Raw genomic sequence first — 25,056 nt, 5'->3', positions numbered from 1 at the left:
AAAAGTATTAACAAATCGGATACTTGAAACAATTTTCAAGACCATCTCTATTTAGTATCAAGTGAAAATTTTACTTTTAAAGCCATAGTATCGTAATCTTGGTCAACAAGTCCTTTGTAAGGATTAGCACCTCTAACTGTATTGTAAGATAGTTGAATTGTTGATGTTTTCCCTGCATCAATCTCTAAACCATAAGTCCACGTTCTAAAAGCTTTATTATCTGATTCAAGATTTCCTAATAACTCTCCTCTTGCTGAATAGTTGTAGCTTATGAAAAGTAATTGTTCTTGATTAAAAGTATTCTTTAGGTATTTTGACAATGGATAAAAATTAAGTTGAAAGTCAATGTTCCCTAAAATTACTTTTTCATTTTCGATATAACCTAACCCAATATTGTAATCATAAGACATTTGAAAAACATTTGTGATTTTTCCTTTCTCAGGCAATTTCATAGTTGCATTTAAAAAACGAAAAGAATCTTCATCAGCACTTTTCATAGACCTTAATCTATTTATCTTAAAACCAACAATAGCTTGAAAACTATTTTTATCAGTAATTCTATTGTAACTTTTTCGAATACTTCCACTAATTACATAATCTCTTATGGATTCCTTTCTTTTGCCACTTGGTCTATATGGGTCGTCCAAATCCTTTATCGCTCCCCAAGTATGATTAAACGAAACTCCAAACTGCCTTACATCCTGTTCTTTCCCTGAATCAACTAATGTATTCTTATGAATTTCATAAAAAGCTCCTATTGATGTAATACTGGAAAATACATCTTCGCTCATTCTCTCTATTACATACGATGCATCTAAATACCCATCTATTAAATAAGAGTCAGTAGCCCCATCTGTATTTGGAAAGGTAGCTATAGCTTGTGCTGATTTAGATTTTGTAAAACTATTATCAGTTGCTTTTCCTATTGAAAAAGTATAATGACTTTGTTTTGTAATACTATCTTTTTTTTTCTGAGAAAAGAGAATGTTAGCTGTTAATAAGAATACAGCTAACCCTAAATTTTTATAGTGCTTCAAAACCATCATGAATAATTTTAATTATACTACCTACTGTTTTACATTTAACAATTTTATATTGGGGAATCCTTTTAAAAGGTTTATTATCTTCATATGCATTTCTTAAGTTTATTAAGATATTGTTACATACCATTCCTAAGCCCCCAGGAGATTTTATATAATTCGGAGGCAAGTCCAAATTTAATTTTAATTGTGCTTTCCTTATGACCAAAGCAGGGTTTACACCTTGAGAATTTTTTAAATAGTACTTTAGCTGATCAAGAATTATATCATCTATTTTATAATCAACTTTTATACTCTGTATAATCTCAATTAAACTTTCTCTAGATTCTGGGTTACTTGTTCTGCTTAAAGCATATTTTAACGAATTCATCATTAAAACTGCATCTTTTTTGGAAATCTCGAATTCTATTTTTATGAATTTTATTTTTATAAATTTGATATAAAATTAATGATAATTATATACCTACAAATAGGTATTTTCCCTTGTTTTTTTTTGATGTTTACCTATTTTCAACAAATCGGATGCAAATTCTCAATCAATTCGTGTAGATTCTCAAGATCATCTTGCTGATATCGTTCCGTGGAAGAAATATAGCGATGTCCTGCCTTAAACTGCACTTCTCTGATGTTATAGGTTTTGAGCCAATGGGTAATCACTGAAGCTCGTATTTGCTTCATATTGGTTATTTTATGATTAATTCTTTTAAATAAGTGTGTAGTGATAATGTCAAAACGTTCTGAATTGAGCGGAAATAGGCTTTCTGTGTAGTTTTTGAGTTCTTCTTGAAGGATTTCTCTGTAGGTTTCTAAAAATAGTACAAAAGGCAGTATTTGCGCTGATTTTAGCTCTAAGGTTCTACTATTTGTTTTACGTGTGCTTGGAATATACACAGTTCCCTTTTCTAATTGAATATGCTCAACTTTAAGAGATTTTAGCGCAGTTACATTTAATCCTTGATACACCATTAAACCCGTAATGACTTTATTACGAATGGCTACCGATTTAGAATTTGGAAATTCAATACGTTCTGTTTGATAGCTGTAATACAAATCTTCGAGTTCTTCTGCTTCTAATAGATTGTGATTGAGAGTTCTTTGTACCCCTCTAATATTGATGCTCTCTATGGGGTTTTCAAATCGTTGTTCAGAATCAATTAAATAATTGAAATAGATTTTTAAGCCGCCTACTTGATGTTTAATCGTGGATTGTGATACTCGCTTCCCTTTCTTAATTACTTGACCCGTCCTGAATAAAGGCTACATAATCTTAAACAATTATGTACAAAAATGACAAAGTAATTAGAAGGTATTCAGAACCTTTCAAACTGAAAATTTTATCCGAACTTACTGCCGGAAAATTAAACAAGTATCAACTAGGTAAAGCTTACGGTATTGCTCCTTCCACAATTAACGAATGGATAAAGAAGTACAACCGTAAAGACCTTATGAACACCAGAGTAACCGTGAAAACTAAAGACGAAATAACTCGCATTAAACAACTTCAAAAAGAGATTGAACAGCTAAAGAAACTATTGTTGAAAAAAGATATGGATGCACTTATTGACGATTCATACCTTGAGGTTGCAGCAGAACAGTTGGGGTATAAATCTGTCCTGGAGTTAAAAAAAAAGCTAAGTATCAAGCCTTGATTAAGGCCAAGGAAAGGTCTAAGGGATTTGCTTCTCTCACGACTATTACTACTTGTTTCGGACTTAAACGTGATGCTTACTACAAGTACAAACGTAGAGAAGATAAACGTTTAGAGGTAGAGAAAAAAGTGGTTGCAATAGTGAAGAACAGACGCAAATCCCTTCCTAGAGAAGGTGTTAGAAAACTTACCAAATCATTAAAACAAGAGTTTATTGAATCAAACTTAAAAATTGGTAGAGACACCTTATTTAACATCCTTAGAAAACACAATATGCTTACACTTAGAAAAAAATATAGCTCAAGAACCACCAACTCATTGCACAGGTTCTATAAATATAAAAACATCATTAAAGATATTGAAGTGACAAGACCAAACCAAGTTTGGGTTAGTGATATCACCTACATAAGAACTATAAAAGGATTTTGCTATTTAGCACTCATAACAGATGTATTCAGCCGTAAAATCGTTGGATACGACATTAGCAATAGCCTAGAACTTAAAGGCTGCGTGAGAGCTTTAAATAAGGCCTTATATCAAGCTAAAGATATTAAACAGCTTATTCATCATTCCGATAGAGGCATACAGTATTGCAGTAACGTTTACACTCAAATTTTAAAGAGAAACAACATCAGTATCAGTATGACGGAAGAAAATCATTGCTACGAAAACGCAATGGCAGAGCGTGTAAATGGTATTTTAAAAGACGAATTCTATCTTGACCAAACCTTTGACAGTCTGCAACACGCAAAGAGAGCAACAAAAAATGCAATTAATTTATACAACGAAATAAGATTACACTTATCTTTGGATTATAGAACACCAAATATGGTATATAAATTAACAGCGTAAATCAATTTTAACCTGTAGCCATATTTCAGGACAAGACAACTTGAAGTTTTTTGATGTACTGTAAGCAGGATTTATAATCAATAATATCTGTTGTGTAATTGTTGTATTCACACCAATTGATAAATAAGTTTGCATTTCTATTGTATGAATTTACAGTAGTTTTTGCATATCCCCGCTGACAAAATTATTTCATCCATCGAAAAGATGAAATCTTTAGCTAATGTGAATATGAAAACTGCTTGTAAATATTATGGAATCTCTAAAGATTGGTATTACAGTCAGAAAAGAAAAATCGTTTGTAATATAAGTCCGTTTCAAAAATGCTATCGTCAGCATCCAAATCAATTAACAGTTAAAGATATGTCTAATATTGAAAATTTGGTGATTGATTCTGCAAACTATGGAAAAACAAAAGTAACCTTATATTATCACGCTTTAAGAAATGGTTTGATCTTTTGTGGCAAATCTACGTTTAACAAATATGCATCTGCTCTTGGATATATAAAACCAAAACGATTTAGATATCCAATTAAAAAAGGTTTGAGAGCTTCAAGAGTTTTTCAGTGGTTGCATGTAGATGTTACTATTGTGAATACCATAGAAGATGGCGTTCAAAAAGTAGCTTTTGTAAAAGATAATTTTTCTAAAGGAATTTTACATTATAGTTCTACTAGTGGAAAAGCTGGAAGTGAATTTATTAAAAACCTTTTTGCTGAAACATTTGAAAAATACAATTTACGAAATGCTGTAAAACCCATAAACATCTTATCTGATGGTGGAAGTGAAAATAAAGGAGAACTCTTATCTTGGATAAATACTATTCAAGCGCCACCAGTTGTTACTAAAATAACAGCACAAACCAAAGACTTCCCTTTTTCTAATTCAATGTCAGAGAGTACGCATAGTATTTATAAAACTGAATTTTTACACGGAAAATATTCTCTCAATGAGAAAACGCATTTAAAAGATTTAGCACGCTTTGTTGAATATTATAATCATCATAGATACCCAACGGATTTATTTGGGCTTACCCCAATAGAAGTTGTAAACGGAAAAATTCCTGATAAAAACCATTTTAAAGGAAAAATACAAGAAGCTAGAAAAGATAGAGTAGTCGTAAACCAACAATTCAATGATTGTAAAATTATTCTTGGTTGTAATTCTTAAAATTAGAGAAATTTAGGTCAGAACCCAAAATCTTTTTAACGAACAAAACGAATTTTTGTTAAATTTCAAAAATAAAAAAGGATATCCGTTTATGAATATCCTTGTTTATACTATGATTAATTTTATTTTTCTAAAACCTTGTTATTACTGATAAATCCAATGTTGGAACCCTTTTGTCGCGTTTAGAAATAGCGAGTGCCCTTTAAAGTAGCGAGTGCAATCTATTGCATAAAAAAAGATGAACCTTAAAACTCATCCTTTTTTACTATAATTAATATGTTAATTTATTGTTTTACAGTAGTTTATGTTTTATAAATTTATTATCAACTAATCTGCACCATTACCTAAATAATAAAAATAAATAAATTATAAAACACATGCCAAGTTCCTTCTTCGAAAAAAACCTTGTATACTCTTTCTTTAGTATGTAACGTCAGTTCTGTATTTGTTTTTTTTATTTCGATATTTTCCTTAACACTATCAAAGTCTACTTTAACTAAATCAGACAATTTTATTTTGATTTGACTTGTTGGAATGAAAAAATTAATATTTGTTAAAACCCAACGATAATTATCTATTTCATATAATGCTATAACTTCTTCATTTTCATCAAGATTTAAATCATCAAAATTATGCTTTTTAATGTCTTTTATTTCAAAAAGAGTCTTTACGAAAGTTACTCTACTTCTGCTCAATTTAGCCCTTATTATTGAACTTTTTATCATTTTAATTTTTTTGAGATTTTTATAGTTTCTGTTGTCGTTTTTTCAATTGTATAGCCTAGGCGTTTAACGTATGGAAGAAGTTCTATTAATCTTTTTTCACCAATTGCCAGACCTTCTACAACAATTTTGGAAGCTCCAGCCGCTTTTGCTTCAGCTTCCAATACTTTTAAAACCTTAACAGCACTTCCTCCTTTTTCAACAGCAGCTAAGCCATAAATAGCGGCTTTAAATACACCTTTATTCATTGCAACTTTTAGCCATGCATAATAAGCTCCTATACTTCTAATATTCCATGCCCCTTTACCACCAACATACCATGGTAATTCAAATGCAGTTACATTATTTTTATCCGCAATTAACCAACGTTGAAAGGTAGGGGGTAATTTTACATCATTAAAGATGTCGTTAATCGCTACATAACTTCCTTCTTTATACTCCCTTCCCTCTCTTTCAACACCTATAATATTGTCAAGTTCTCTTGAATTTAAATAAATAAAAGGGTCACCATCATCTTTATGGTCAATTATTTTACCTGTATTATCAACTACAGTTGAGGCTTGTCCTTTTGAACCATCATCGAAATCAAAATTTTTCTTATCATCCATTCCTTCTCCAACTGGAGACATCCCATCAGGATCTATAAAATAAATAGGATTATTAAAAGCATAATTATATGGACTATGTCTTCTCATAGATTCTGCTAATGGGTCTAAATTCATCCATCTACCAAGAGCAGCATCATAGTTCCTTGCTCCAAAATCATGCCAATTAAGTTTTGTACCTCCTATATCATCGTCATTTAGTTCTTTTCCTCCAAAGCCCCATTTCTGAGCTAATGAATTTCCATTAGACGAAGTCACGTTATTATACCCTTTGTGTTTAAGTCCAAAGGGATAATAGTTTACGCGTTTTTTTTAACAACGGTCGCATTTTTAGCACGTACTTACTCCAAAAATTTTACAAAAAGAACGTCCTTACTTTCATTTATCTACCTTTTGTAAATATAAAAAATATGTATGAATATTCCCAAGCTATGTTAACATAATTGGGCATTATAGTACATTCCTTTAATTCCTGTACTATAATACATTTATGTAAAATAGCCGACTGCTACCATAGTTTGTATTGAGCTTGACGAAAGGTACTTGGTATTTGTTAATGCTTTGCTATCGCAAACTGTACGCAAGAAGTTTACATTTTAAAAATTGTCGATTTTCCTCGCTTTTTCCAGCCTCTAAATCGTCAACTTTTAAAACGTTTTGATGAGAACTTACGTTTTATTTTTAGTAGAAAAAGAGGTGGCTGATGCGTGGATTTTCTACTAAAAATAAAATGACTTGTTTTTCATAATATTGGCACGAGTTGTACAAAAAAACAAGCAAAGAAGTAAGACAAGCTTTTTCGCTTGACGTCTTTTTGCGAAGCTTTTTTTTGTACAAATTCGGAGCGTTGGCTTACGTAGTAAAAATTAAAGGATTCGTAGTGCGTGGGCAGAAGTGGCTGTAAAAAAGCGTTGGAAGAGCGGCTATTTTACATAATAGCAGTTATAACTACAAAATAAATTATGCCAGCGTTAGCGTACTTTTGAAGCGCATTTTGCTATTATAACTTCTATTATGTAACTTAGCTTGGGGTAGATTTTATGGCGGATTTTTTGTTTTTGAGCGTGGGCAAACAGCTCTTTGGAGTTGTGAGGAACGAACAAGCTACAATGTGCTGTTTTATGCGTTGGCTTACAAAAAATATGACATAAAAGCTACAGAGTGGTGGCAAGCGTGGGCTGATTCTGACTGGGTTTTTTGCGAGCTTTTGAGGAACGAAAAAGCGAAGCTTTTATCTTATTTCTTACTTGTTTTGTAACCTATTTCTTTTCGAGGTTTTTCGTTTTCTTTTTTCTCAATCAATTCATCCAAATAATTAAATACAAGTTCTATGTTTTTACTTTGATTAGTTAACTTCTTTTTAATTTCTTCTATTTCAAGTTTTAAGCTTAAATTATCTGTCAATATTTCTCGCATTTTTATAAAGACTTCTATAATTTGTATGCTTACATTTATTGCTCTTTCACTTGTTAAAACATTAGCAACCATCATTATTCCGTGTTCTGTAAAAACTTTTGGTAAAACTGGAGAGAACTTTAGTTTCTCTAGGTGGTCGCAATTTGCGACTACCTGTGCTTTTTCTTCTTTGGTTAATTCAAACATAAAATTAGAAGGAAAACGACTACTATTTCTTTTTACCTGTTCGTTTAAACGTTTTGTTTCTACTCCATAAAGTTCAGCAATATCACTATCTATCATTACTTTTTGGTCTCTGATAAACAATATTCTACTCGCAATTAAATCGTCTGGAACTAGTGATTTTTCTTTATTATTTTCGCTCATTTTATGTAGTATTTCTGTGTGTAAAAGTAGTTTTTAAAATTGAGTATTACAATCTCAACTTATAGGATGGAAGTTGTTAACGATTTCGTGTAAACTTTCTAAATCGTCTTGTAAGTATCTTTCTGTTGAACTTATATAACGATGTCCTGCTAAAACCTGTACTTGTCTTAAATTGTATTGTTTTAACCAATTGGTAATAACTGAAGCTCTTATTTGATGAATGTTATTTACTTTTTGATTATAGCTTTTTAACTTCTTGATAATTGCTAAAACTGTATTTCCTAATCTTGCATTGTTTGGGATAAAAATTCGATTGGTTTCTAAAGGTTTTCTTGTGAGTATTTCTTCTCTAAATTTTTTGATGTATTCTAAAAACTCAATGACTTGCCACGATTTTAATTCTAAGGTTCTTGCGTTACTTCTTGCGCCACTTTTTATATAAATCTTTCCTTTGTATAATTGTAAATCTTCGAGTTCTAACTTTATAAGTTCACTTGTATTTAAACCTTGATACACTAGTAAACCAACAATAACTTTATTTCTTTTTGCTGTTAATTTATGATAGCTGTCTTTGATGTTTTCAGTTTCGTAAGAATAGTATAAATCTTCTAATTCGTCTGCTTCTAATACGTTGTAATTGATGGTTCTTTTTACACCTTTAATATTGATATTTTCTATTGGATTGTCTATTCTATAATTTTCTGATAACAGATATTTAAAGTATATTTTTAAGGTTCCTATTTTATGCTTTATTGTCTTTTTTGTGGTATTTTTTCTTTGTAAATATTTGATGTATTTTAAAAATGTTTTGTAATCTATTAGATCTGGAGTTGTATGATTTCTCTTGCACCATTTTACAAAGTTTTCTGCTCCTTTTGTATAGCTTTCTATGGTAGATTTTGTGTAACTTTCTTGCTGTAAATACTCTTTGTAGTCCATCGTTTTTGGTTGTTAGTTGTTGGTAATTTGTTGGAGGATATGTGTGTAGATTTGTGTGGATTCTAAAGAACTATGGCCTAAAAAGGTTTTGATGTTTTCTAATTTTACTTCGTGTTGTAACAAGTGTGTGGCTATGGAGTGTCTTAAGGTGTGGAGTGTAATTCTCTTTTCTGTGATTTCTTTGTTGTTGGTGGCTTGTACTATTTTCTGTAATCGGTTGGTAAAACTCATTCCTTGCATTCGGGTTCCGTTTTTATTAATAAATAGAGCTTCGCTTAAATGACTTTGATAAAATTGTGGACGTGCTTCAAAAATATAGGCTTCTAATAGTGCTGCATTTTTTCTGTTGATAGGTATAAATCGTTCTTTGTAGTTTTTGCCTTTTCTTACAAATACTCTTTCTTTATCAAAAAATATATCATTGGTATTTAGATGTACGGCTTCGTTTCTTCGTAATCCACAACTGTACAAAACGACTAAAATAGCTTTGTCTCTTAATTTAAATTTGCTTTCTGTATGGCTAAATTCTGTGGCTTTAAACAATTCTTTAATTTCTGATTGTGTTAAGATGTTTAGCTTTTCTTCTGTTGGGTTTTTCTCTGATTTTAAATGGATATTTATTCCTGTATGATTGTGGTTAGTCAAATATTCTTTGAACTTCTTTAAGGCTTGTTGGTGTTTGTTTAAATAGCTTTTACTTAATCCGCCATTTCTGGTTTCATTGGCTCTTTCTTGTAGATAATTGTAATAGTTTTTTACTGTTTTGGTTTGTATGTCATTGATATTTTTAATGTGGTTTTGTTCCAGATAATAGAAGAACTCTTGTAAGTGGTTTGGCAAGTAATAGACCGTACTTTCTGCATAGCCTAAAATATCTAACCATTCTTTATAGTTGGTAACAAATAATTTATAACTCTCATTTTGTAGCTTTAATTTTTTCATCCCTTGACCTTTTTTAAGTTTTAATGGAACTTTCTTTTAACTTGCTGTTTTTGTTTTAGTTATCTGTTCCACTTTGATAGTGGAACACTTTGGAACATTGGAACGATTGATTTTAATAATACATTCTTGCAATGACTTTGATATAGCTTCTTCTAACTCTTTGTATTCGTTGGGATTTGTTACTTCGTAACGATTTAGATTTTCTCCTTTTATCTTTACTTTTTTGATGTAATAATTATCCATTAATTGCTGATGATATCTCCATTGTGTAGTTTTCTTAACCTTTAATTTTTTTCTGATTTCTAAAGCTGTAAATGTGCTTTCTTTTTCTACTGTTAAATGCTTTTTTAAACTTTCTAAATAATTGCGTGTTGCACCATTTATAGTATCTGATTTCCGCAATAAAACTTCTATAATTAATTCGTTAGCCTGTTTAATATCTTCGATTGTAGTTTCTATAAAAACTTCTCCTGTTTCTTCATTTACTTGTTGCTCTCGCTGATATTGTTTGTAAAATGTAATTGCTTCTATAAATTGTAAATAGTGTGAGTTGGTTCTTCTTGGTTTAAAAACCGATTGTGGCAACTCTAAATATTCTGCAAATGGATTAATTACTTTTATGGGCTTTAAAACTCGTTGCACATCTTTTAACAATTCTCTTGATTTGTGTTCCTGGTCTTCGTTTATTTTTCCTGCACTTATAAGCCTTTGGTAATTCATTATTCTACTATCTTGTTCTTGACTTTCATCTATATAGAGTAAAAAACTTCTGTTACTATTGTCTTCGTAAATGCTTTCTTGTGTGGTACAACCTGCAACAGATACAGGACCTTCAACTGTTAGATGAATGGTTTTTGTATTACCTCTTGCATCTTTGTGAACTACGGTTTTTATAATTCGCTTTTTACTTTGTAATTCTCTTAATGGATACAATACAGATTCTGCTCCATCTAAATCTTCTATTAAAATTAACTTGTGTTGTAATTCTGTTCTATTGAAGTAGTAAAAAGCGTTTGCAGATAATACTGTAATTTCTACTTTATCTTCTTCAGGTATCAGTTCTGATACTTTAGATTGTAGATGAGTTTTCCCAACTCCCGAACTTCCCAAGCTAATACAGTGCAAAGGATTATTTGTTTTTCTTGATGTGAAGATTAAATACATTAACAATCTGTTAGTTCGCTCTCCAATTACTCCGCTTTTTCCTATAAATTCGTTGGTCTTTGTTAGTAAATCTTTTCTTTTTAGGAAGGTAATCGCTTCTTTTTCTTCGGTTGCTGATAATTCTTTTATAAATGGTTTGTTAGCCTCTTCATATTCTTGGAGTAATAAAAAGCGGTAGTTTTCTAATTCTTTGGTTACTTCTTGTAGTGTTCTTCTAACTATACTTGTTCCAATTTCTAAACGTTCTGCTACTTTTCTAACAAACTTTTCTACTTGATTATCGTTGTATAAATCGAGTGTATGACGTAAAATGTTTTCTTGTTTTAGTTTTTGGATAGATAACGTAATTCGTAAACTCTCTAGTTTATTGGTCTTTATTCCGCCTAAAATGTGAATTTCTAAATGTTTTGTGATGTATTCGTAGTTGTTGGAATTGGAAGTATCAAGTTTGTTCATAACTATAGAATTGCTAATATTTGGTACAAATCTATAAAATATTATTTATTAATACGCATAATATCTTATTTTTATATATAATTTATTCGCAATATATTTGCCTAAAATGCTTAAAAAACCTTATTATATACCATATATGAGAAGTTTCGGTAAAAAATTGAAAGAATGTAGAGAAGTCAAAAAGATTTCACAAAATGAGTTAGCCAAACTGATACAAGCTCATCATTCTATTATTGGCAAGTACGAACGTGATGAAGTTAAACCATCTATTGATGTGGCTGTTAAAATTGCAAATGTTTTAAATACAACAGTAGGTTTCTTATTAGGGGAAACAGAAGATAATAATGCATTTCAAGACCCTTTAATGCTTAAAAGATTGAATGATATTAACATTTTACCCAGTAGAGAAAAAGAAGCTTTATTACTTACTTTAGATGCTTTTTTAAGAGATTATAAAGCTAAAAAAGCATATTCTTAAATCTATTGCATAAAAAAAGATGAACCTAAAAGCTCATCCTTTTTTACTATAATTAATAAGCTAATCCATTGTTTTAAAGTATTTTATGTTTTATAATTTGTTCATCAACTAATCTGCATCATTATCATCATCTTTTTTAACAAAAATCATGATATCCTCTAATGTATCTTGAATAGTTGGTTTTAACTTTTCATCTTCTATTTTATCAAAAGAGTAATATAATTCTGTAAGATTGATTTTTTTATGAATCCTAGCTAAATCTCCTAAACAATTTATAGCAGTTTTTGCAACCCAAAAATTACTATGATTAATATATTTCAAATATATCGATTGTAGCCAATTAAAATCATCTATTCCTCTTACTGCACCTATTAAAGCCAATTTAATATCTTCGTTTGTGCCTTTATCGAGAATTTTATATAAATCTTCTTTACTTTCTAATAAGTCACTTTTATATTTATTCATTTTGATTATCAATTATTTTACCTTTTTTATTAACTAAACCAGCTTTTCTTAATATTGCCTGCATTCCCTGACTTAGTTCACTCCAAGTTCTTACATGTCCATGAAATACACCTTCAGAATGTTCATCAAATACAACAAACTCACCTGTAGAAGAATCTACGCCAACTCTCCTAGTAGTATTACCAGTTAATTCTAATGATGCATCTAGTACTTCTTGAGGATTGGTAGGTTCAGCACCAGAACTACCTTTTTTCTTTTTTCCATGCTTAGGGTTTCTTTCAAATCTTCTTATTGGACTATCATCATTTGTTAATGTTGCTGCTTCAGGTTTTTCTACTTGGAGTAATTCATCAATTTTAACGTTATATTTATTTCTTTCTCTCAACCACTCTTTCTCACCTCCATTAGTACTTTGAGTATTCAATAAAGCAGCAATTGTACCTAATGCTCTTGCTCCACCTGAGAGTAATTTAGAAACAACACTTGGTTTTTTTGCAACTTGTTTTACAACTTCTTTTGTAGTTTCTTGGACTACAACAATTTTCCCTAAACCTCCTGGGCCAACAAAACCCTGTTTAGGTTCAGTTCTTAAATTTGTATTAACTACTTTAACTGGTTCATGAGTTATTGCATCTACACCAAATAAATGGTGTCCCTCTAATCCTTCTATTTCAATTTTAGAAACAGGATTATTATGAGCAAATTGATATGTTGAGATTGACATATACTCACTAGAAACAGGGTCTACTCCAAAAAATCTTCCAATTTCAGGCATATAATTTCTATAACGAAATGTAAGCCAATTCAGACCAAGCTCTTTGTTCATCTCTTGTCCTAAAAAAGTTTTATGATTATTCTCAACGCCATTTACCACATTATTGTATCCTTTATGTTTTAAGCCAAAGGGATAGTAGTTTACGCGTTTTTTTTAACAACGGTCGCATTTTTATCACGTACTTACTCCAAAAAATTTACAAAAAAGAACGTCCTTACCTCATTAACCTACCTTTTGTAAATATAAAAAAATATGATGAATATTTCCAAAGCTATGTTACATAATTGGGCATTATAGTACATTCCTTTAATTCCTGTACTATAATACATTTATGTAAAATAGCCGACTGCTACCATAGCTTGTATTGAGCTTGACGAAAGGTACTTGGTATTTGTTAATGCTTTGCTATCGCAAACTGTACGCAAGAAGTTTACATTTTAAAAATTGTCGATTTTCCTCGCTTTTTCCAGCCTCTAAATCGTCAACTTTTAAAACGTTTTGATGAGAACTTACGTTTTATTTTTAGTAGAAAAAGAGGTGGCTGATGCGTGGATTTTCTACTAAAAATAAAATGACTTGTTTTTCATAATATTGTTTGCACGAGTTGTACAAAAAAACGAGCAAAGAAGTAAGACAAGCTTTTTCGCTTGACGTCTTTTTGCGAAGCTTTTTTTTGTACAAATTCGGAGCGTTGGCTTACGTAGTAAAAATTAAAGGATTCGTAGTGCGTGGGCAGAAGTGGCTGTAAAAAAGCGTTGGAAGAGCGGCTATTTTACATAATAGCAGTTATAACTACAAAATAAATTATGCCAGCGTTAGCGTACTTTTGAAGCGCATTTTGCTATTATAACTTCTATTATGTAACTTAGCTTGGGGTAGATTTTATGGCGGATTTTTTGTTTTTGAGCGTGGGCAAACAGCTCTTTGGAGTTGTGAGGAACGAACAAGCTACAATGTGCTGTTTTTATGCGTGGCTTACAAAAAATATGACATAAAAGCTACAGAGTGGTGGCAAGCGTGGGCTGATTCTGACTGGGTTTTTTGCGAGCTTTTGAGGAACGTAAAAAGCGAAGCTTTTATCTTATTTCTTACTTGTTTTGTAACCTATTTCTTTTCCGAGGTTTTCGTTTTCTTTTTTCTCAATTCAATTCATCCAAATAATTTAATACAAGTTCTATGTTTTTACTTTGATTAGTTTAAACTTCTTTTTAATTTCTTCTATTTCAAGTTTTAAGCTTAAATTATCTGTCAATATTTCTCGCATTTTTATAAAGACTTCTATAATTTGTATGGCTTACATTTATTGCTCTTTCACTTGTTAAAAACATTAGCAACCATCATTATTCCGTGTTCTGTTAAAAACTTTTGGTAAAACTGGAGAGAACTTTAGTTTATCTAGGTGTCGCAATTTGCGACTACCTGTGCTTTTCTTCTTTGGTTAATTCAAACATAAAATTAGAAGGAAAACGACTACTATTTCTTTTTACCTGTTCGTTTAAACGTTTTGTTTCTACTCCATAAAGTTCAGCAATATCACTATCTATCATTACTTTTTGGTCTCTGATAAACAATATTCTACTCGCAATTAAATCGTCTGGAACTAGTGATTTTTCTTTATTATTTTCGCTCATTTTATGTAGTATTTCTGTGTGTAAAAGTAGTTTTTAAAATTGAGTATTACAATCTCAACTTATAGGATGGAAGTTGTTAACGATTTCGTGTAAACTTTCTAAATCGTCTTGTAAGTATCTTTCTGTTGAACTTATATAACGATGTCCTGCTAAAACCTGTACTTGTCTTAAATTGTATTGTTTTAACCAATTGGTAATAACTGAAGCTCTTATTTGATGAATGTTATTTACTTTTTGATTATAGCTTTTTAACTTCTTGATAATTGCTAAAACTGTATTTCCTAATCTTGCATTGTTTGGGATAAAAATTCGATTGGTTTCTAAAGGTTTTCTTGTGAGTATTTCTTCTCTAAATTTTTTGATGTATTCTAAAAACTCAATGACTTGCCACGATTTTAATTCTAAGGTTCTTGCGTTACTTCTTGCGCCACTTTTTATATAAATCTTTCCTTTGTATAATTGTAAATCTTCGAGTTCTAACTTTATAAGTTCACTTGTATTTAAACCTTGATACACTAGTAAACCAACAATAACTTTATTTCTTTTTGCTGTTAATTTATGATAGCTGTCTTTGATGTTTTCAGTTTCGTAAGAATAGTATAAATCTTCTAATTCGTCTGCTTCTAATACGTTGTAATTGATGGTTCTTTTTACACCTTTAATATTGATATTTTCTATTGGATTGTCTATTCTATAATTTTCTGATAACAGATATTTAAAGTATATTTTTAAGGTTCCTATTTTATGCTTTATTGTCTTTTTTGTGGTATTTTTTCTTTGTAAATATTTGATGTATTTTAAAAATGTTTTGTAATCTATTAGATCTGGAGTTGTATGATTTCTCTTGCACCATTTTACAAAGTTTTCTGCTCCTTTTGTATAGCTTTCTATGGTAGATTTTGTGTAACTTTCTTGCTGTAAATACTCTTTGTAGTCCATCGTTTTTGGTTGTTAGTTGTTGGTAATTTGTTGGAGGATATGTGTGTAGATTTGTGTGGATTCTAAAGAACTATGGCCTAAAAAGGTTTTGATGTTTTCTAATTTTACTTCGTGTTGTAACAAGTGTGTGGCTATGGAGTGTCTTAAGGTGTGGAGTGTAATTCTCTTTTCTGTGATTTCTTTGTTGTTGGTGGCTTGTACTATTTTCTGTAATCGGTTGGTAAAACTCATTCCTTGCATTCGGGTTCCGTTTTTATTAATAAATAGAGCTTCGCTTAAATGACTTTGATAAAATTGTGGACGTGCTTCAAAAATATAGGCTTCTAATAGTGCTGCATTTTTTCTGTTGATAGGTATAAATCGTTCTTTGTAGTTTTTGCCTTTTCTTACAAATACTCTTTCTTTATCAAAAAATATATCATTGGTATTTAGATGTACGGCTTCGTTTCTTCGTAATCCACAACTGTACAAAACGACTAAAATAGCTTTGTCTCTTAATTTAAATTTGCTTTCTGTATGGCTAAATTCTGTGGCTTTAAACAATTCTTTAATTTCTGATTGTGTTAAGATGTTTAGCTTTTCTTCTGTTGGGTTTTTCTCTGATTTTAAATGGATATTTATTCCTGTATGATTGTGGTTAGTCAAATATTCTTTGAACTTCTTTAAGGCTTGTTGGTGTTTGTTTAAATAGCTTTTACTTAATCCGCCATTTCTGGTTTCATTGGCTCTTTCTTGTAGATAATTGTAATAGTTTTTTACTGTTTTGGTTTGTATGTCATTGATATTTTTAATGTGGTTTTGTTCCAGATAATAGAAGAACTCTTGTAAGTGGTTTGGCAAGTAATAGACCGTACTTTCTGCATAGCCTAAAATATCTAACCATTCTTTATAGTTGGTAACACATTAATTTATAACTCTCATTTTGTAGCTTTAATTTTTTCATCCCTTGACCTTTTTTAAGTTTTAATGGAACTTTCTTTTAACTTGCTGTTTTTTGTTTAGTTATCTGTTCCACTTTGATAGTGGAACACTTTGGAACATTGGAACGATTGATTTTAATAATACATTCTTGCAATGACTTTGATATAGCTTGCTTCTAACTCTTTGTATTCGTTGGGATTTGTTACTTCGTAACGATTTAAGATTTTCTCCTTTTATCTTCTTAATTTTTTGATGTAATAATTATCCATTAATTTGCTGATGATATCTCCATTGTGTAGTTTTCTTAACCTTTAATTTTTTTCTGATTTCTAAAGACTGTAAATGTGCTTTCTTTTTCTACTGTTAAATGCTTTTTAAAACTTTTCTAAATAATTGCGTGTTGCACCATTTATAGTAGCTTGATTTCCGCAATAAAAACTTCTATAATTAATTCGTTAGCCTGTTAATATCTTCGATTGTCAGTTTCTATAAAAACTTCTCCTGTTTCTTCATGTACTTGTTGCTCTCGCTGATATTGTTTGTATAAATGTAATTGCTTCCTATAAATTGTAAATATGTGTGAGTTGGTTCTTCTTGGTTTTAAAAACCGATTGTGGCAACTCTAAATATTCTGCAAATGGATTAAATTACTTTTTATGGTCTTTAAAACTCGTTGCACATCTTTTAACAATTCTCTTGATTTGTGTTCCTGGTCTTCGTTTATTTTTCCTGCACTTATAAGCCTTTGGTAATTCATATTTCTACTATCTTGTTCTTGACTTTCCATCTATATAGAGTAAAAAACTTCTGTTACTATTGTCTTCGTAAATGCTTTCTTGTGTGGTACAACCTGCAACAGATACAGGACCTTCAACTGTTAGATGAATGGTTTTTGTATTACCTCTTGCATCTTGTGAACTACGGTTTTTATAATTCGCTTTTACTTTGTATTCTCTTAATGGATACAATACAGAGTTCTGCTCCATCTAAATCTTCTATTAAAATTAACTGTGTTGTAATTCTGTTCTATTGAAAGTAGTAAAAAGCGTTTGCAGATAATACTGTATTTCTACTTTATCTTCTTCAGGTATCAGTTCTGATACTTTAGATTGTAGATGAGTTTTCCCAACTCCCGAACTTCCCAAGCTAATACAGTGCAAAGGATTATTTGTTTTTCTTGATGTGAAGATTAAATACATTAACAATCTGTTAGTTCGCTCTCCAATTACTCCGCTTTTTCCTATAAATTCGTTGGTCTTTGTTAGTAAATCTTTTCTTTTTAGGAAGGTAATCGCTTCTTTTTCTTCGGTTGCTGATAATTCTTTTATAAATGGTTTGTTAGCCTCTTCATATTCTTGGAGTAATAAAAAGCGGTAGTTTTCTAATTCTTTGGTTACTTCTTGTAGTGTTCTTCTAACTATACTTGTTCCAATTTCTAAACGTTCTGCTACTTTTCTAACAAACTTTTCTACTTGATTATCGTTGTATAAATCGAGTGTATGACGTAAAATGTTTTCTTGTTTTAGTTTTTGGATAGATAACGTAATTCGTAAACTCTCTAGTTTATTGGTCTTTATTCCGCCTAAAATGTGAATTTCTAAATGTTTTGTGATGTATTCGTAGTTGTTGGAATTGGAAGTATCAAGTTTGTTCATAACTATAGAATTGCTAATATTTGGTACAAATCTATAAAATATTATTTATTAATACGCATAATATCTTATTTTTATATATAATTTATTCGCAATATATTTGCCTAAAATGCTTAAAAAACCTTATTATATACCATATATGAGAAGTTTCGGTAAAAAATTGAAAGAATGTAGAGAAGTCAAAAAGATTTCACAAAATGAGTTAGCCAAACTGATACAAGCTCATCATTCTATTATTGGCAAGTACGAACGTGATGAAGTTAAACCATCTATTGATGTGGCTGTTAAAATTGCAAATGTTTTAAATACAACAGTAGGTTTCTTATTAGGGGAAACAGAAGATAATAATGCATTTCAAGACCCTTTAATGCTTAAAAGATTGAATGATATTAACATTTTACCCAGTAGAGAAAAAGAAGCTTTATTACTTACTTTAGATGCTTTTTTAAGAGATTATAAAGCTAAAAAAGCATATTCTTAAATCTATTGCATAAAAAAAGATGAACCTAAAAGCTCATCCTTTTTTACTATAATTAATAAGCTAATCCATTGTTTTAAAGTATTTTATGTTTTATAATTTGTTCATCAACTAATCTGCATCATTATCATCATCTTTTTTAACAAAAATCATGATATCCTCTAATGTATCTTGAATAGTTGGTTTTAACTTTTCATCTTCTATTTTATCAAAAGAGTAATATAATTCTGTAAGATTGATTTTTTTATGAATCCTAGCTAAATCTCCTAAACAATTTATAGCAGTTTTTGCAACCCAAAAATTACTATGATTAATATATTTCAAATATATCGATTGTAGCCAATTAAAATCATCTATTCCTCTTACTGCACCTATTAAAGCCAATTTAATATCTTCGTTTGTGCCTTTATCGAGAATTTTATATAAATCTTCTTTACTTTCTAATAAGTCACTTTTATATTTATTCATTTTGATTATCAATTATTTTACCTTTTTTATTAACTAAACCAGCTTTTCTTAATATTGCCTGCATTCCCTGACTTAGTTCACTCCAAGTTCTTACATGTCCATGAAATACACCTTCAGAATGTTCATCAAATACAACAAACTCACCTGTAGAAGAATCTACGCCAACTCTCCTAGTAGTATTACCAGTTAATTCTAATGATGCATCTAGTACTTCTTGAGGATTGGTAGGTTCAGCACCAGAACTACCTTTTTTCTTTTTTCCATGCTTAGGGTTTCTTTCAAATCTTCTTATTGGACTATCATCATTTGTTAATGTTGCTGCTTCAGGTTTTTCTACTTGGAGTAATTCATCAATTTTAACGTTATATTTATTTCTTTCTCTCAACCACTCTTTCTCACCTCCATTAGTACTTTGAGTATTCAATAAAGCAGCAATTGTACCTAATGCTCTTGCTCCACCTGAGAGTAATTTAGAAACAACACTTGGTTTTTTTGCAACTTGTTTTACAACTTCTTTTGTAGTTTCTTGGACTACAACAATTTTCCCTAAACCTCCTGGGCCAACAAAACCCTGTTTAGGTTCAGTTCTTAAATTTGTATTAACTACTTTAACTGGTTCATGAGTTATTGCATCTACACCAAATAAATGGTGTCCCTCTAATCCTTCTATTTCAATTTTAGAAACAGGATTATTATGAGCAAATTGATATGTTGAGATTGACATATACTCACTAGAAACAGGGTCTACTCCAAAAAATCTTCCAATTTCAGGCATATAATTTCTATAACGAAATGTAAGCCAATTCAGACCAAGCTCTTTGTTCATCTCTTGTCCTAAAAAAGTTTTATGATTATTCTCAACGCCATTTACCACATTATTGTATCCTTTATGTTTTAAGCCAAAGGGATAGTAGTTTACGCGTTTTTTTTAACAACGGTCGCATTTTTATCACGTACTTACTCCAAAAAATTTACAAAAAAGAACGTCCTTACCTCATTAACCTACCTTTTGTAAATATAAAAAAATATGATGAATATTTCCAAAGCTATGTTACATAATTGGGCATTATAGTACATTCCTTTAATTCCTGTACTATAATACATTTATGTAAAATAGCCGACTGCTACCATAGCTTGTATTGAGCTTGACGAAAGGTACTTGGTATTTGTTAATGCTTTGCTATCGCAAACTGTACGCAAGAAGTTTACATTTTAAAAATTGTCGATTTTCCTCGCTTTTTCCAGCCTCTAAATCGTCAACTTTTAAAACGTTTTGATGAGAACTTACGTTTTATTTTTAGTAGAAAAAGAGGTGGCTGATGCGTGGATTTTCTACTAAAAATAAAATGACTTGTTTTTCATAATATTGTTTGCACGAGTTGTACAAAAAAACGAGCAAAGAAGTAAGACAAGCTTTTTCGCTTGACGTCTTTTTGCGAAGCTTTTTTTTGTACAAATTCGGAGCGTTGGCTTACGTAGTAAAAATTAAAGGATTCGTAGTGCGTGGGCAGAAGTGGCTGTAAAAAAGCGTTGGAAGAGCGGCTATTTTACATAATAGCAGTTATAACTACAAAATAAATTATGCCAGCGTTAGCGTACTTTTGAAGCGCATTTTGCTATTATAACTTCTATTATGTAACTTAGCTTGGGGTAGATTTTATGGCGGATTTTTTGTTTTTGAGCGTGGGCAAACAGCTCTTTGGAGTTGTGAGGAACGAACAAGCTACAATGTGCTGTTTTATGCGTTGGCTTACAAAAAATATGACATAAAAGCTACAGAGTGGTGGCAAGCGTGGGCTGATTCTGACTGGGTTTTTTGCGAGCTTTTGAGGAACGAAAAAGCGAAGCTTTTATCTTATTTCTTACTTGTTTTGTAACCTATTTCTTTTCGAGGTTTTTCGTTTTCTTTTTTCTCAATCAATTCATCCAAATAATTAAATACAAGTTCTATGTTTTTACTTTGATTAGTTAACTTCTTTTTAATTTCTTCTATTTCAAGTTTTAAGCTTAAATTATCTGTCAATATTTCTCGCATTTTTATAAAGACTTCTATAATTTGTATGCTTACATTTATTGCTCTTTCACTTGTTAAAACATTAGCAACCATCATTATTCCGTGTTCTGTAAAAACTTTTGGTAAAACTGGAGAGAACTTTAGTTTCTCTAGGTGGTCGCAATTTGCGACTACCTGTGCTTTTTCTTCTTTGGTTAATTCAAACATAAAATTAGAAGGAAAACGACTACTATTTCTTTTTACCTGTTCGTTTAAACGTTTTGTTTCTACTCCATAAAGTTCAGCAATATCACTATCTATCATTACTTTTTGGTCTCTGATAAACAATATTCTACTCGCAATTAAATCGTCTGGAACTAGTGATTTTTCTTTATTATTTTCGCTCATTTTATGTAGTATTTCTGTGTGTAAAAGTAGTTTTTAAAATTGAGTATTACAATCTCAACTTATAGGATGGAAGTTGTTAACGATTTCGTGTAAACTTTCTAAATCGTCTTGTAAGTATCTTTCTGTTGAACTTATATAACGATGTCCTGCTAAAACCTGTACTTGTCTTAAATTGTATTGTTTTAACCAATTGGTAATAACTGAAGCTCTTATTTGATGAATGTTATTTACTTTTTGATTATAGCTTTTTAACTTCTTGATAATTGCTAAAACTGTATTTCCTAATCTTGCATTGTTTGGGATAAAAATTCGATTGGTTTCTAAAGGTTTTCTTGTGAGTATTTCTTCTCTAAATTTTTTGATGTATTCTAAAAACTCAATGACTTGCCACGATTTTAATTCTAAGGTTCTTGCGTTACTTCTTGCGCCACTTTTTATATAAATCTTTCCTTTGTATAATTGTAAATCTTCGAGTTCTAACTTTATAAGTTCACTTGTATTTAAACCTTGATACACTAGTAAACCAACAATAACTTTATTTCTTTTTGCTGTTAATTTATGATAGCTGTCTTTGATGTTTTCAGTTTCGTAAGAATAGTATAAATCTTCTAATTCGTCTGCTTCTAATACGTTGTAATTGATGGTTCTTTTTACACCTTTAATATTGATATTTTCTATTGGATTGTCTATTCTATAATTTTCTGATAACAGATATTTAAAGTATATTTTTAAGGTTCCTATTTTATGCTTTATTGTCTTTTTTGTGGTATTTTTTCTTTGTAAATATTTGATGTATTTTAAAAATGTTTTGTAATCTATTAGATCTGGAGTTGTATGATTTCTCTTGCACCATTTTACAAAGTTTTCTGCTCCTTTTGTATAGCTTTCTATGGTAGATTTTGTGTAACTTTCTTGCTGTAAATACTCTTTGTAGTCCATCGTTTTTGGTTGTTAGTTGTTGGTAATTTGTTGGAGGATATGTGTGTAGATTTGTGTGGATTCTAAAGAACTATGGCCTAAAAAGGTTTTGATGTTTTCTAATTTTACTTCGTGTTGTAACAAGTGTGTGGCTATGGAGTGTCTTAAGGTGTGGAGTGTAATTCTCTTTTCTGTGATTTCTTTGTTGTTGGTGGCTTGTACTATTTTCTGTAATCGGTTGGTAAAACTCATTCCTTGCATTCGGGTTCCGTTTTTATTAATAAATAGAGCTTCGCTTAAATGACTTTGATAAAATTGTGGACGTGCTTCAAAAATATAGGCTTCTAATAGTGCTGCATTTTTTCTGTTGATAGGTATAAATCGTTCTTTGTAGTTTTTGCCTTTTCTTACAAATACTCTTTCTTTATCAAAAAATATATCATTGGTATTTAGATGTACGGCTTCGTTTCTTCGTAATCCACAACTGTACAAAACGACTAAAATAGCTTTGTCTCTTAATTTAAATTTGCTTTCTGTATGGCTAAATTCTGTGGCTTTAAACAATTCTTTAATTTCTGATTGTGTTAAGATGTTTAGCTTTTCTTCTGTTGGGTTTTTCTCTGATTTTAAATGGATATTTATTCCTGTATGATTGTGGTTAGTCAAATATTCTTTGAACTTCTTTAAGGCTTGTTGGTGTTTGTTTAAATAGCTTTTACTTAATCCGCCATTTCTGGTTTCATTGGCTCTTTCTTGTAGATAATTGTAATAGTTTTTTACTGTTTTGGTTTGTATGTCATTGATATTTTTAATGTGGTTTTGTTCCAGATAATAGAAGAACTCTTGTAAGTGGTTTGGCAAGTAATAGACCGTACTTTCTGCATAGCCTAAAATATCTAACCATTCTTTATAGTTGGTAACAAATAATTTATAACTCTCATTTTGTAGCTTTAATTTTTTCATCCCTTGACCTTTTTTAAGTTTTAATGGAACTTTCTTTTAACTTGCTGTTTTTGTTTTAGTTATCTGTTCCACTTTGATAGTGGAACACTTTGGAACATTGGAACGATTGATTTTAATAATACATTCTTGCAATGACTTTGATATAGCTTCTTCTAACTCTTTGTATTCGTTGGGATTTGTTACTTCGTAACGATTTAGATTTTCTCCTTTTATCTTTACTTTTTTGATGTAATAATTATCCATTAATTGCTGATGATATCTCCATTGTGTAGTTTTCTTAACCTTTAATTTTTTTCTGATTTCTAAAGCTGTAAATGTGCTTTCTTTTTCTACTGTTAAATGCTTTTTTAAACTTTCTAAATAATTGCGTGTTGCACCATTTATAGTATCTGATTTCCGCAATAAAACTTCTATAATTAATTCGTTAGCCTGTTTAATATCTTCGATTGTAGTTTCTATAAAAACTTCTCCTGTTTCTTCATTTACTTGTTGCTCTCGCTGATATTGTTTGTAAAATGTAATTGCTTCTATAAATTGTAAATAGTGTGAGTTGGTTCTTCTTGGTTTAAAAACCGATTGTGGCAACTCTAAATATTCTGCAAATGGATTAATTACTTTTATGGGCTTTAAAACTCGTTGCACATCTTTTAACAATTCTCTTGATTTGTGTTCCTGGTCTTCGTTTATTTTTCCTGCACTTATAAGCCTTTGGTAATTCATTATTCTACTATCTTGTTCTTGACTTTCATCTATATAGAGTAAAAAACTTCTGTTACTATTGTCTTCGTAAATGCTTTCTTGTGTGGTACAACCTGCAACAGATACAGGACCTTCAACTGTTAGATGAATGGTTTTTGTATTACCTCTTGCATCTTTGTGAACTACGGTTTTTATAATTCGCTTTTTACTTTGTAATTCTCTTAATGGATACAATACAGATTCTGCTCCATCTAAATCTTCTATTAAAATTAACTTGTGTTGTAATTCTGTTCTATTGAAGTAGTAAAAAGCGTTTGCAGATAATACTGTAATTTCTACTTTATCTTCTTCAGGTATCAGTTCTGATACTTTAGATTGTAGATGAGTTTTCCCAACTCCCGAACTTCCCAAGCTAATACAGTGCAAAGGATTATTTGTTTTTCTTGATGTGAAGATTAAATACATTAACAATCTGTTAGTTCGCTCTCCAATTACTCCGCTTTTTCCTATAAATTCGTTGGTCTTTGTTAGTAAATCTTTTCTTTTTAGGAAGGTAATCGCTTCTTTTTCTTCGGTTGCTGATAATTCTTTTATAAATGGTTTGTTAGCCTCTTCATATTCTTGGAGTAATAAAAAGCGGTAGTTTTCTAATTCTTTGGTTACTTCTTGTAGTGTTCTTCTAACTATACTTGTTCCAATTTCTAAACGTTCTGCTACTTTTCTAACAAACTTTTCTACTTGATTATCGTTGTATAAATCGAGTGTATGACGTAAAATGTTTTCTTGTTTTAGTTTTTGGATAGATAACGTAATTCGTAAACTCTCTAGTTTATTGGTCTTTATTCCGCCTAAAATGTGAATTTCTAAATGTTTTGTGATGTATTCGTAGTTGTTGGAATTGGAAGTATCAAGTTTGTTCATAACTATAGAATTGCTAATATTTGGTACAAA

At 30.4% G+C, this 25,056-nt stretch carries 26 protein-coding genes and 2 pseudogenes; 5 read left to right on the top strand and 23 right to left on the bottom strand.

Going from position 1 to position 25,056, the window contains the following annotated elements; genetic code table 11:
• Positions 1-47: 47 nt before the first annotated feature.
• From J3359_RS10305 to J3359_RS10295, 3 genes are all read right to left on the bottom strand, one after another.
• Entirely contained in the window at positions 48-1,037 is a 990-nt protein-coding gene (locus tag J3359_RS10305; protein WP_208076791.1) for a hypothetical protein, read from the bottom strand.
• Positions 1,024-1,413 carry a hypothetical protein gene (locus J3359_RS10300; protein WP_208076790.1) on the bottom strand — a complete coding sequence of 130 codons (390 nt, stop codon included), beginning with the start codon at positions 1,411-1,413 and terminating at the stop codon, positions 1,024-1,026. The genes J3359_RS10305 and J3359_RS10300 overlap by 14 nt, the downstream gene beginning before the upstream one ends.
• 137 nt (positions 1,414-1,550) lie before the next feature.
• A complete protein-coding gene (locus tag J3359_RS10295; RefSeq protein WP_208076789.1) occupies positions 1,551-2,090 on the bottom strand; it encodes a tyrosine-type recombinase/integrase in 540 nt (179 codons plus the stop codon).
• A 227-nt stretch (positions 2,091-2,317) separates the two neighbouring features.
• Here J3359_RS10295 and J3359_RS10290 point away from each other — a divergent pair, with 227 nt between their 5' ends.
• The 3 genes from J3359_RS10290 (at position 2,318) to J3359_RS10280 (ending at position 4,707) form a co-directional block, all read left to right on the top strand.
• The gene (locus J3359_RS10290) at positions 2,318-2,689 is read left to right on the top strand and encodes a transposase (protein ID WP_208076788.1); all 372 of its coding nucleotides are present in this window, start codon (positions 2,318-2,320) and stop codon (positions 2,687-2,689) included.
• Entirely contained in the window at positions 2,686-3,540 is an 855-nt protein-coding gene (locus tag J3359_RS10285) for an IS3 family transposase (RefSeq protein WP_208076787.1), read from the top strand. Before J3359_RS10290 ends, J3359_RS10285 begins: the two co-directional genes overlap by 4 nt.
• Before the next feature lie 204 nt (positions 3,541-3,744).
• Positions 3,745-4,707 carry a hypothetical protein gene (locus J3359_RS10280; RefSeq protein ID WP_208076786.1) on the top strand — a complete coding sequence of 321 codons (963 nt, stop codon included), beginning with the start codon at positions 3,745-3,747 and terminating at the stop codon, positions 4,705-4,707.
• Between the two features lie 344 nt (positions 4,708-5,051).
• Here J3359_RS10280 and J3359_RS10275 read toward each other — a convergent pair whose 3' ends face one another.
• From J3359_RS10275 to J3359_RS10250, 6 genes are all read right to left on the bottom strand, one after another.
• Positions 5,052-5,432, bottom strand: coding sequence for a hypothetical protein (locus J3359_RS10275; RefSeq protein ID WP_208076785.1), 381 nt, complete (start codon positions 5,430-5,432; stop codon positions 5,052-5,054).
• Entirely contained in the window at positions 5,429-6,292 is an 864-nt protein-coding gene (locus J3359_RS10270) for an RHS repeat domain-containing protein (RefSeq protein WP_208076784.1), read from the bottom strand. Before J3359_RS10270 ends, J3359_RS10275 begins: the two co-directional genes overlap by 4 nt.
• Before the next feature lie 978 nt (positions 6,293-7,270).
• A complete protein-coding gene (locus tag J3359_RS10265) occupies positions 7,271-7,816 on the bottom strand; it encodes an ORF6N domain-containing protein (RefSeq protein ID WP_208076778.1) in 546 nt (181 codons plus the stop codon).
• A gap of 54 nt (positions 7,817-7,870) precedes the next feature.
• Positions 7,871-8,755, bottom strand: coding sequence for a tyrosine-type recombinase/integrase (locus tag J3359_RS10260; RefSeq protein ID WP_208076777.1), 885 nt, complete (start codon positions 8,753-8,755; stop codon positions 7,871-7,873).
• Between the two features lie 12 nt (positions 8,756-8,767).
• The gene (locus J3359_RS10255) at positions 8,768-9,697 is read right to left on the bottom strand and encodes a tyrosine-type recombinase/integrase (RefSeq protein ID WP_208076776.1); all 930 of its coding nucleotides are present in this window, start codon (positions 9,695-9,697) and stop codon (positions 8,768-8,770) included.
• A 36-nt stretch (positions 9,698-9,733) separates the two neighbouring features.
• Positions 9,734-11,317 (bottom strand): MTBMA_p00010-related P-loop-containing protein, encoded by a 1,584-nt coding sequence (locus tag J3359_RS10250; RefSeq protein ID WP_208076775.1) that lies wholly within the window; start codon positions 11,315-11,317, stop codon positions 9,734-9,736.
• A 157-nt stretch (positions 11,318-11,474) separates the two neighbouring features.
• On the opposite strand from J3359_RS10250, the gene J3359_RS10245 reads away from it, so the two are divergent.
• Positions 11,475-11,795, top strand: a complete 321-nt coding sequence (locus J3359_RS10245; protein WP_243765893.1) for a helix-turn-helix domain-containing protein — start codon at positions 11,475-11,477, stop codon at positions 11,793-11,795.
• A gap of 108 nt (positions 11,796-11,903) precedes the next feature.
• On the opposite strand, the gene J3359_RS10240 is transcribed toward J3359_RS10245, so the two are convergent.
• The 8 genes and pseudogenes from J3359_RS10240 to J3359_RS10205 form a co-directional block, all read right to left on the bottom strand.
• Positions 11,904-12,272: a hypothetical protein gene (locus J3359_RS10240; protein WP_208076774.1), complete on the bottom strand. Its 369-nt coding sequence runs from the start codon at positions 12,270-12,272 to the stop codon at positions 11,904-11,906.
• A pseudogene (locus J3359_RS10235) lies at positions 12,253-13,161 on the bottom strand (RHS repeat-associated core domain-containing protein); the annotation flags it as partial. The gene J3359_RS10240 and the pseudogene J3359_RS10235, both read right to left, overlap by 20 nt.
• 1,289 nt (positions 13,162-14,450) lie before the next feature.
• On the bottom strand, positions 14,451-14,666 hold the full coding sequence (locus tag J3359_RS10230; RefSeq protein ID WP_208076783.1) for an ORF6N domain-containing protein: 216 nt from the start codon (positions 14,664-14,666) through the stop codon (positions 14,451-14,453).
• Between the two features lie 54 nt (positions 14,667-14,720).
• Positions 14,721-15,605 (bottom strand): tyrosine-type recombinase/integrase, encoded by an 885-nt coding sequence (locus J3359_RS10225; RefSeq protein WP_208076777.1) that lies wholly within the window; start codon positions 15,603-15,605, stop codon positions 14,721-14,723.
• Positions 15,606-15,617: 12 nt separating this feature from the next.
• A complete protein-coding gene (locus J3359_RS10220) occupies positions 15,618-16,445 on the bottom strand; it encodes a tyrosine-type recombinase/integrase (RefSeq protein ID WP_208076782.1) in 828 nt (275 codons plus the stop codon).
• Positions 16,446-17,148: 703 nt separating this feature from the next.
• On the bottom strand, positions 17,149-17,313 hold the full coding sequence (locus J3359_RS10215) for a hypothetical protein (RefSeq protein WP_208076781.1): 165 nt from the start codon (positions 17,311-17,313) through the stop codon (positions 17,149-17,151).
• The gene (locus J3359_RS10210; protein ID WP_208076780.1) at positions 17,291-17,512 is read right to left on the bottom strand and encodes a hypothetical protein; all 222 of its coding nucleotides are present in this window, start codon (positions 17,510-17,512) and stop codon (positions 17,291-17,293) included. Before J3359_RS10210 ends, J3359_RS10215 begins: the two co-directional genes overlap by 23 nt.
• A gap of 18 nt (positions 17,513-17,530) precedes the next feature.
• Complete coding sequence (locus tag J3359_RS10205; RefSeq protein WP_208076779.1) at positions 17,531-18,181, bottom strand: MTBMA_p00010-related P-loop-containing protein; 651 nt, start codon at positions 18,179-18,181, stop codon at positions 17,531-17,533.
• A gap of 157 nt (positions 18,182-18,338) precedes the next feature.
• Here J3359_RS10205 and J3359_RS10200 point away from each other — a divergent pair, with 157 nt between their 5' ends.
• The gene (locus J3359_RS10200; RefSeq protein ID WP_243765893.1) at positions 18,339-18,659 is read left to right on the top strand and encodes a helix-turn-helix domain-containing protein; all 321 of its coding nucleotides are present in this window, start codon (positions 18,339-18,341) and stop codon (positions 18,657-18,659) included.
• 108 nt (positions 18,660-18,767) lie between these two features.
• Here J3359_RS10200 and J3359_RS10195 read toward each other — a convergent pair whose 3' ends face one another.
• From J3359_RS10195 to J3359_RS10170, 6 genes and pseudogenes are all read right to left on the bottom strand, one after another.
• Entirely contained in the window at positions 18,768-19,136 is a 369-nt protein-coding gene (locus tag J3359_RS10195; RefSeq protein ID WP_208076774.1) for a hypothetical protein, read from the bottom strand.
• Positions 19,117-20,025, bottom strand: a pseudogene (locus J3359_RS10190) (RHS repeat-associated core domain-containing protein); the annotation flags it as partial. The gene J3359_RS10195 and the pseudogene J3359_RS10190, both read right to left, overlap by 20 nt.
• Positions 20,026-20,979: 954 nt before the next feature.
• Positions 20,980-21,525: an ORF6N domain-containing protein gene (locus J3359_RS10185; protein ID WP_208076778.1), complete on the bottom strand. Its 546-nt coding sequence runs from the start codon at positions 21,523-21,525 to the stop codon at positions 20,980-20,982.
• Between the two features lie 54 nt (positions 21,526-21,579).
• Positions 21,580-22,464 (bottom strand): tyrosine-type recombinase/integrase, encoded by an 885-nt coding sequence (locus J3359_RS10180; protein ID WP_208076777.1) that lies wholly within the window; start codon positions 22,462-22,464, stop codon positions 21,580-21,582.
• A 12-nt stretch (positions 22,465-22,476) separates the two neighbouring features.
• Positions 22,477-23,406: a tyrosine-type recombinase/integrase gene (locus tag J3359_RS10175; protein ID WP_208076776.1), complete on the bottom strand. Its 930-nt coding sequence runs from the start codon at positions 23,404-23,406 to the stop codon at positions 22,477-22,479.
• A gap of 36 nt (positions 23,407-23,442) precedes the next feature.
• A complete protein-coding gene (locus tag J3359_RS10170; RefSeq protein WP_208076775.1) occupies positions 23,443-25,026 on the bottom strand; it encodes an MTBMA_p00010-related P-loop-containing protein in 1,584 nt (527 codons plus the stop codon).
• Positions 25,027-25,056 lie beyond the last annotated feature (30 nt).

This window comes from Polaribacter cellanae (assembly GCF_017569185.1).
Classification (GTDB): Bacteria; Bacteroidota; Bacteroidia; order Flavobacteriales; family Flavobacteriaceae; genus Polaribacter; species Polaribacter cellanae.
Note: the sequence above shows the minus strand (reverse complement) of the source record. Positions and strands in the feature narration are given on the sequence as shown.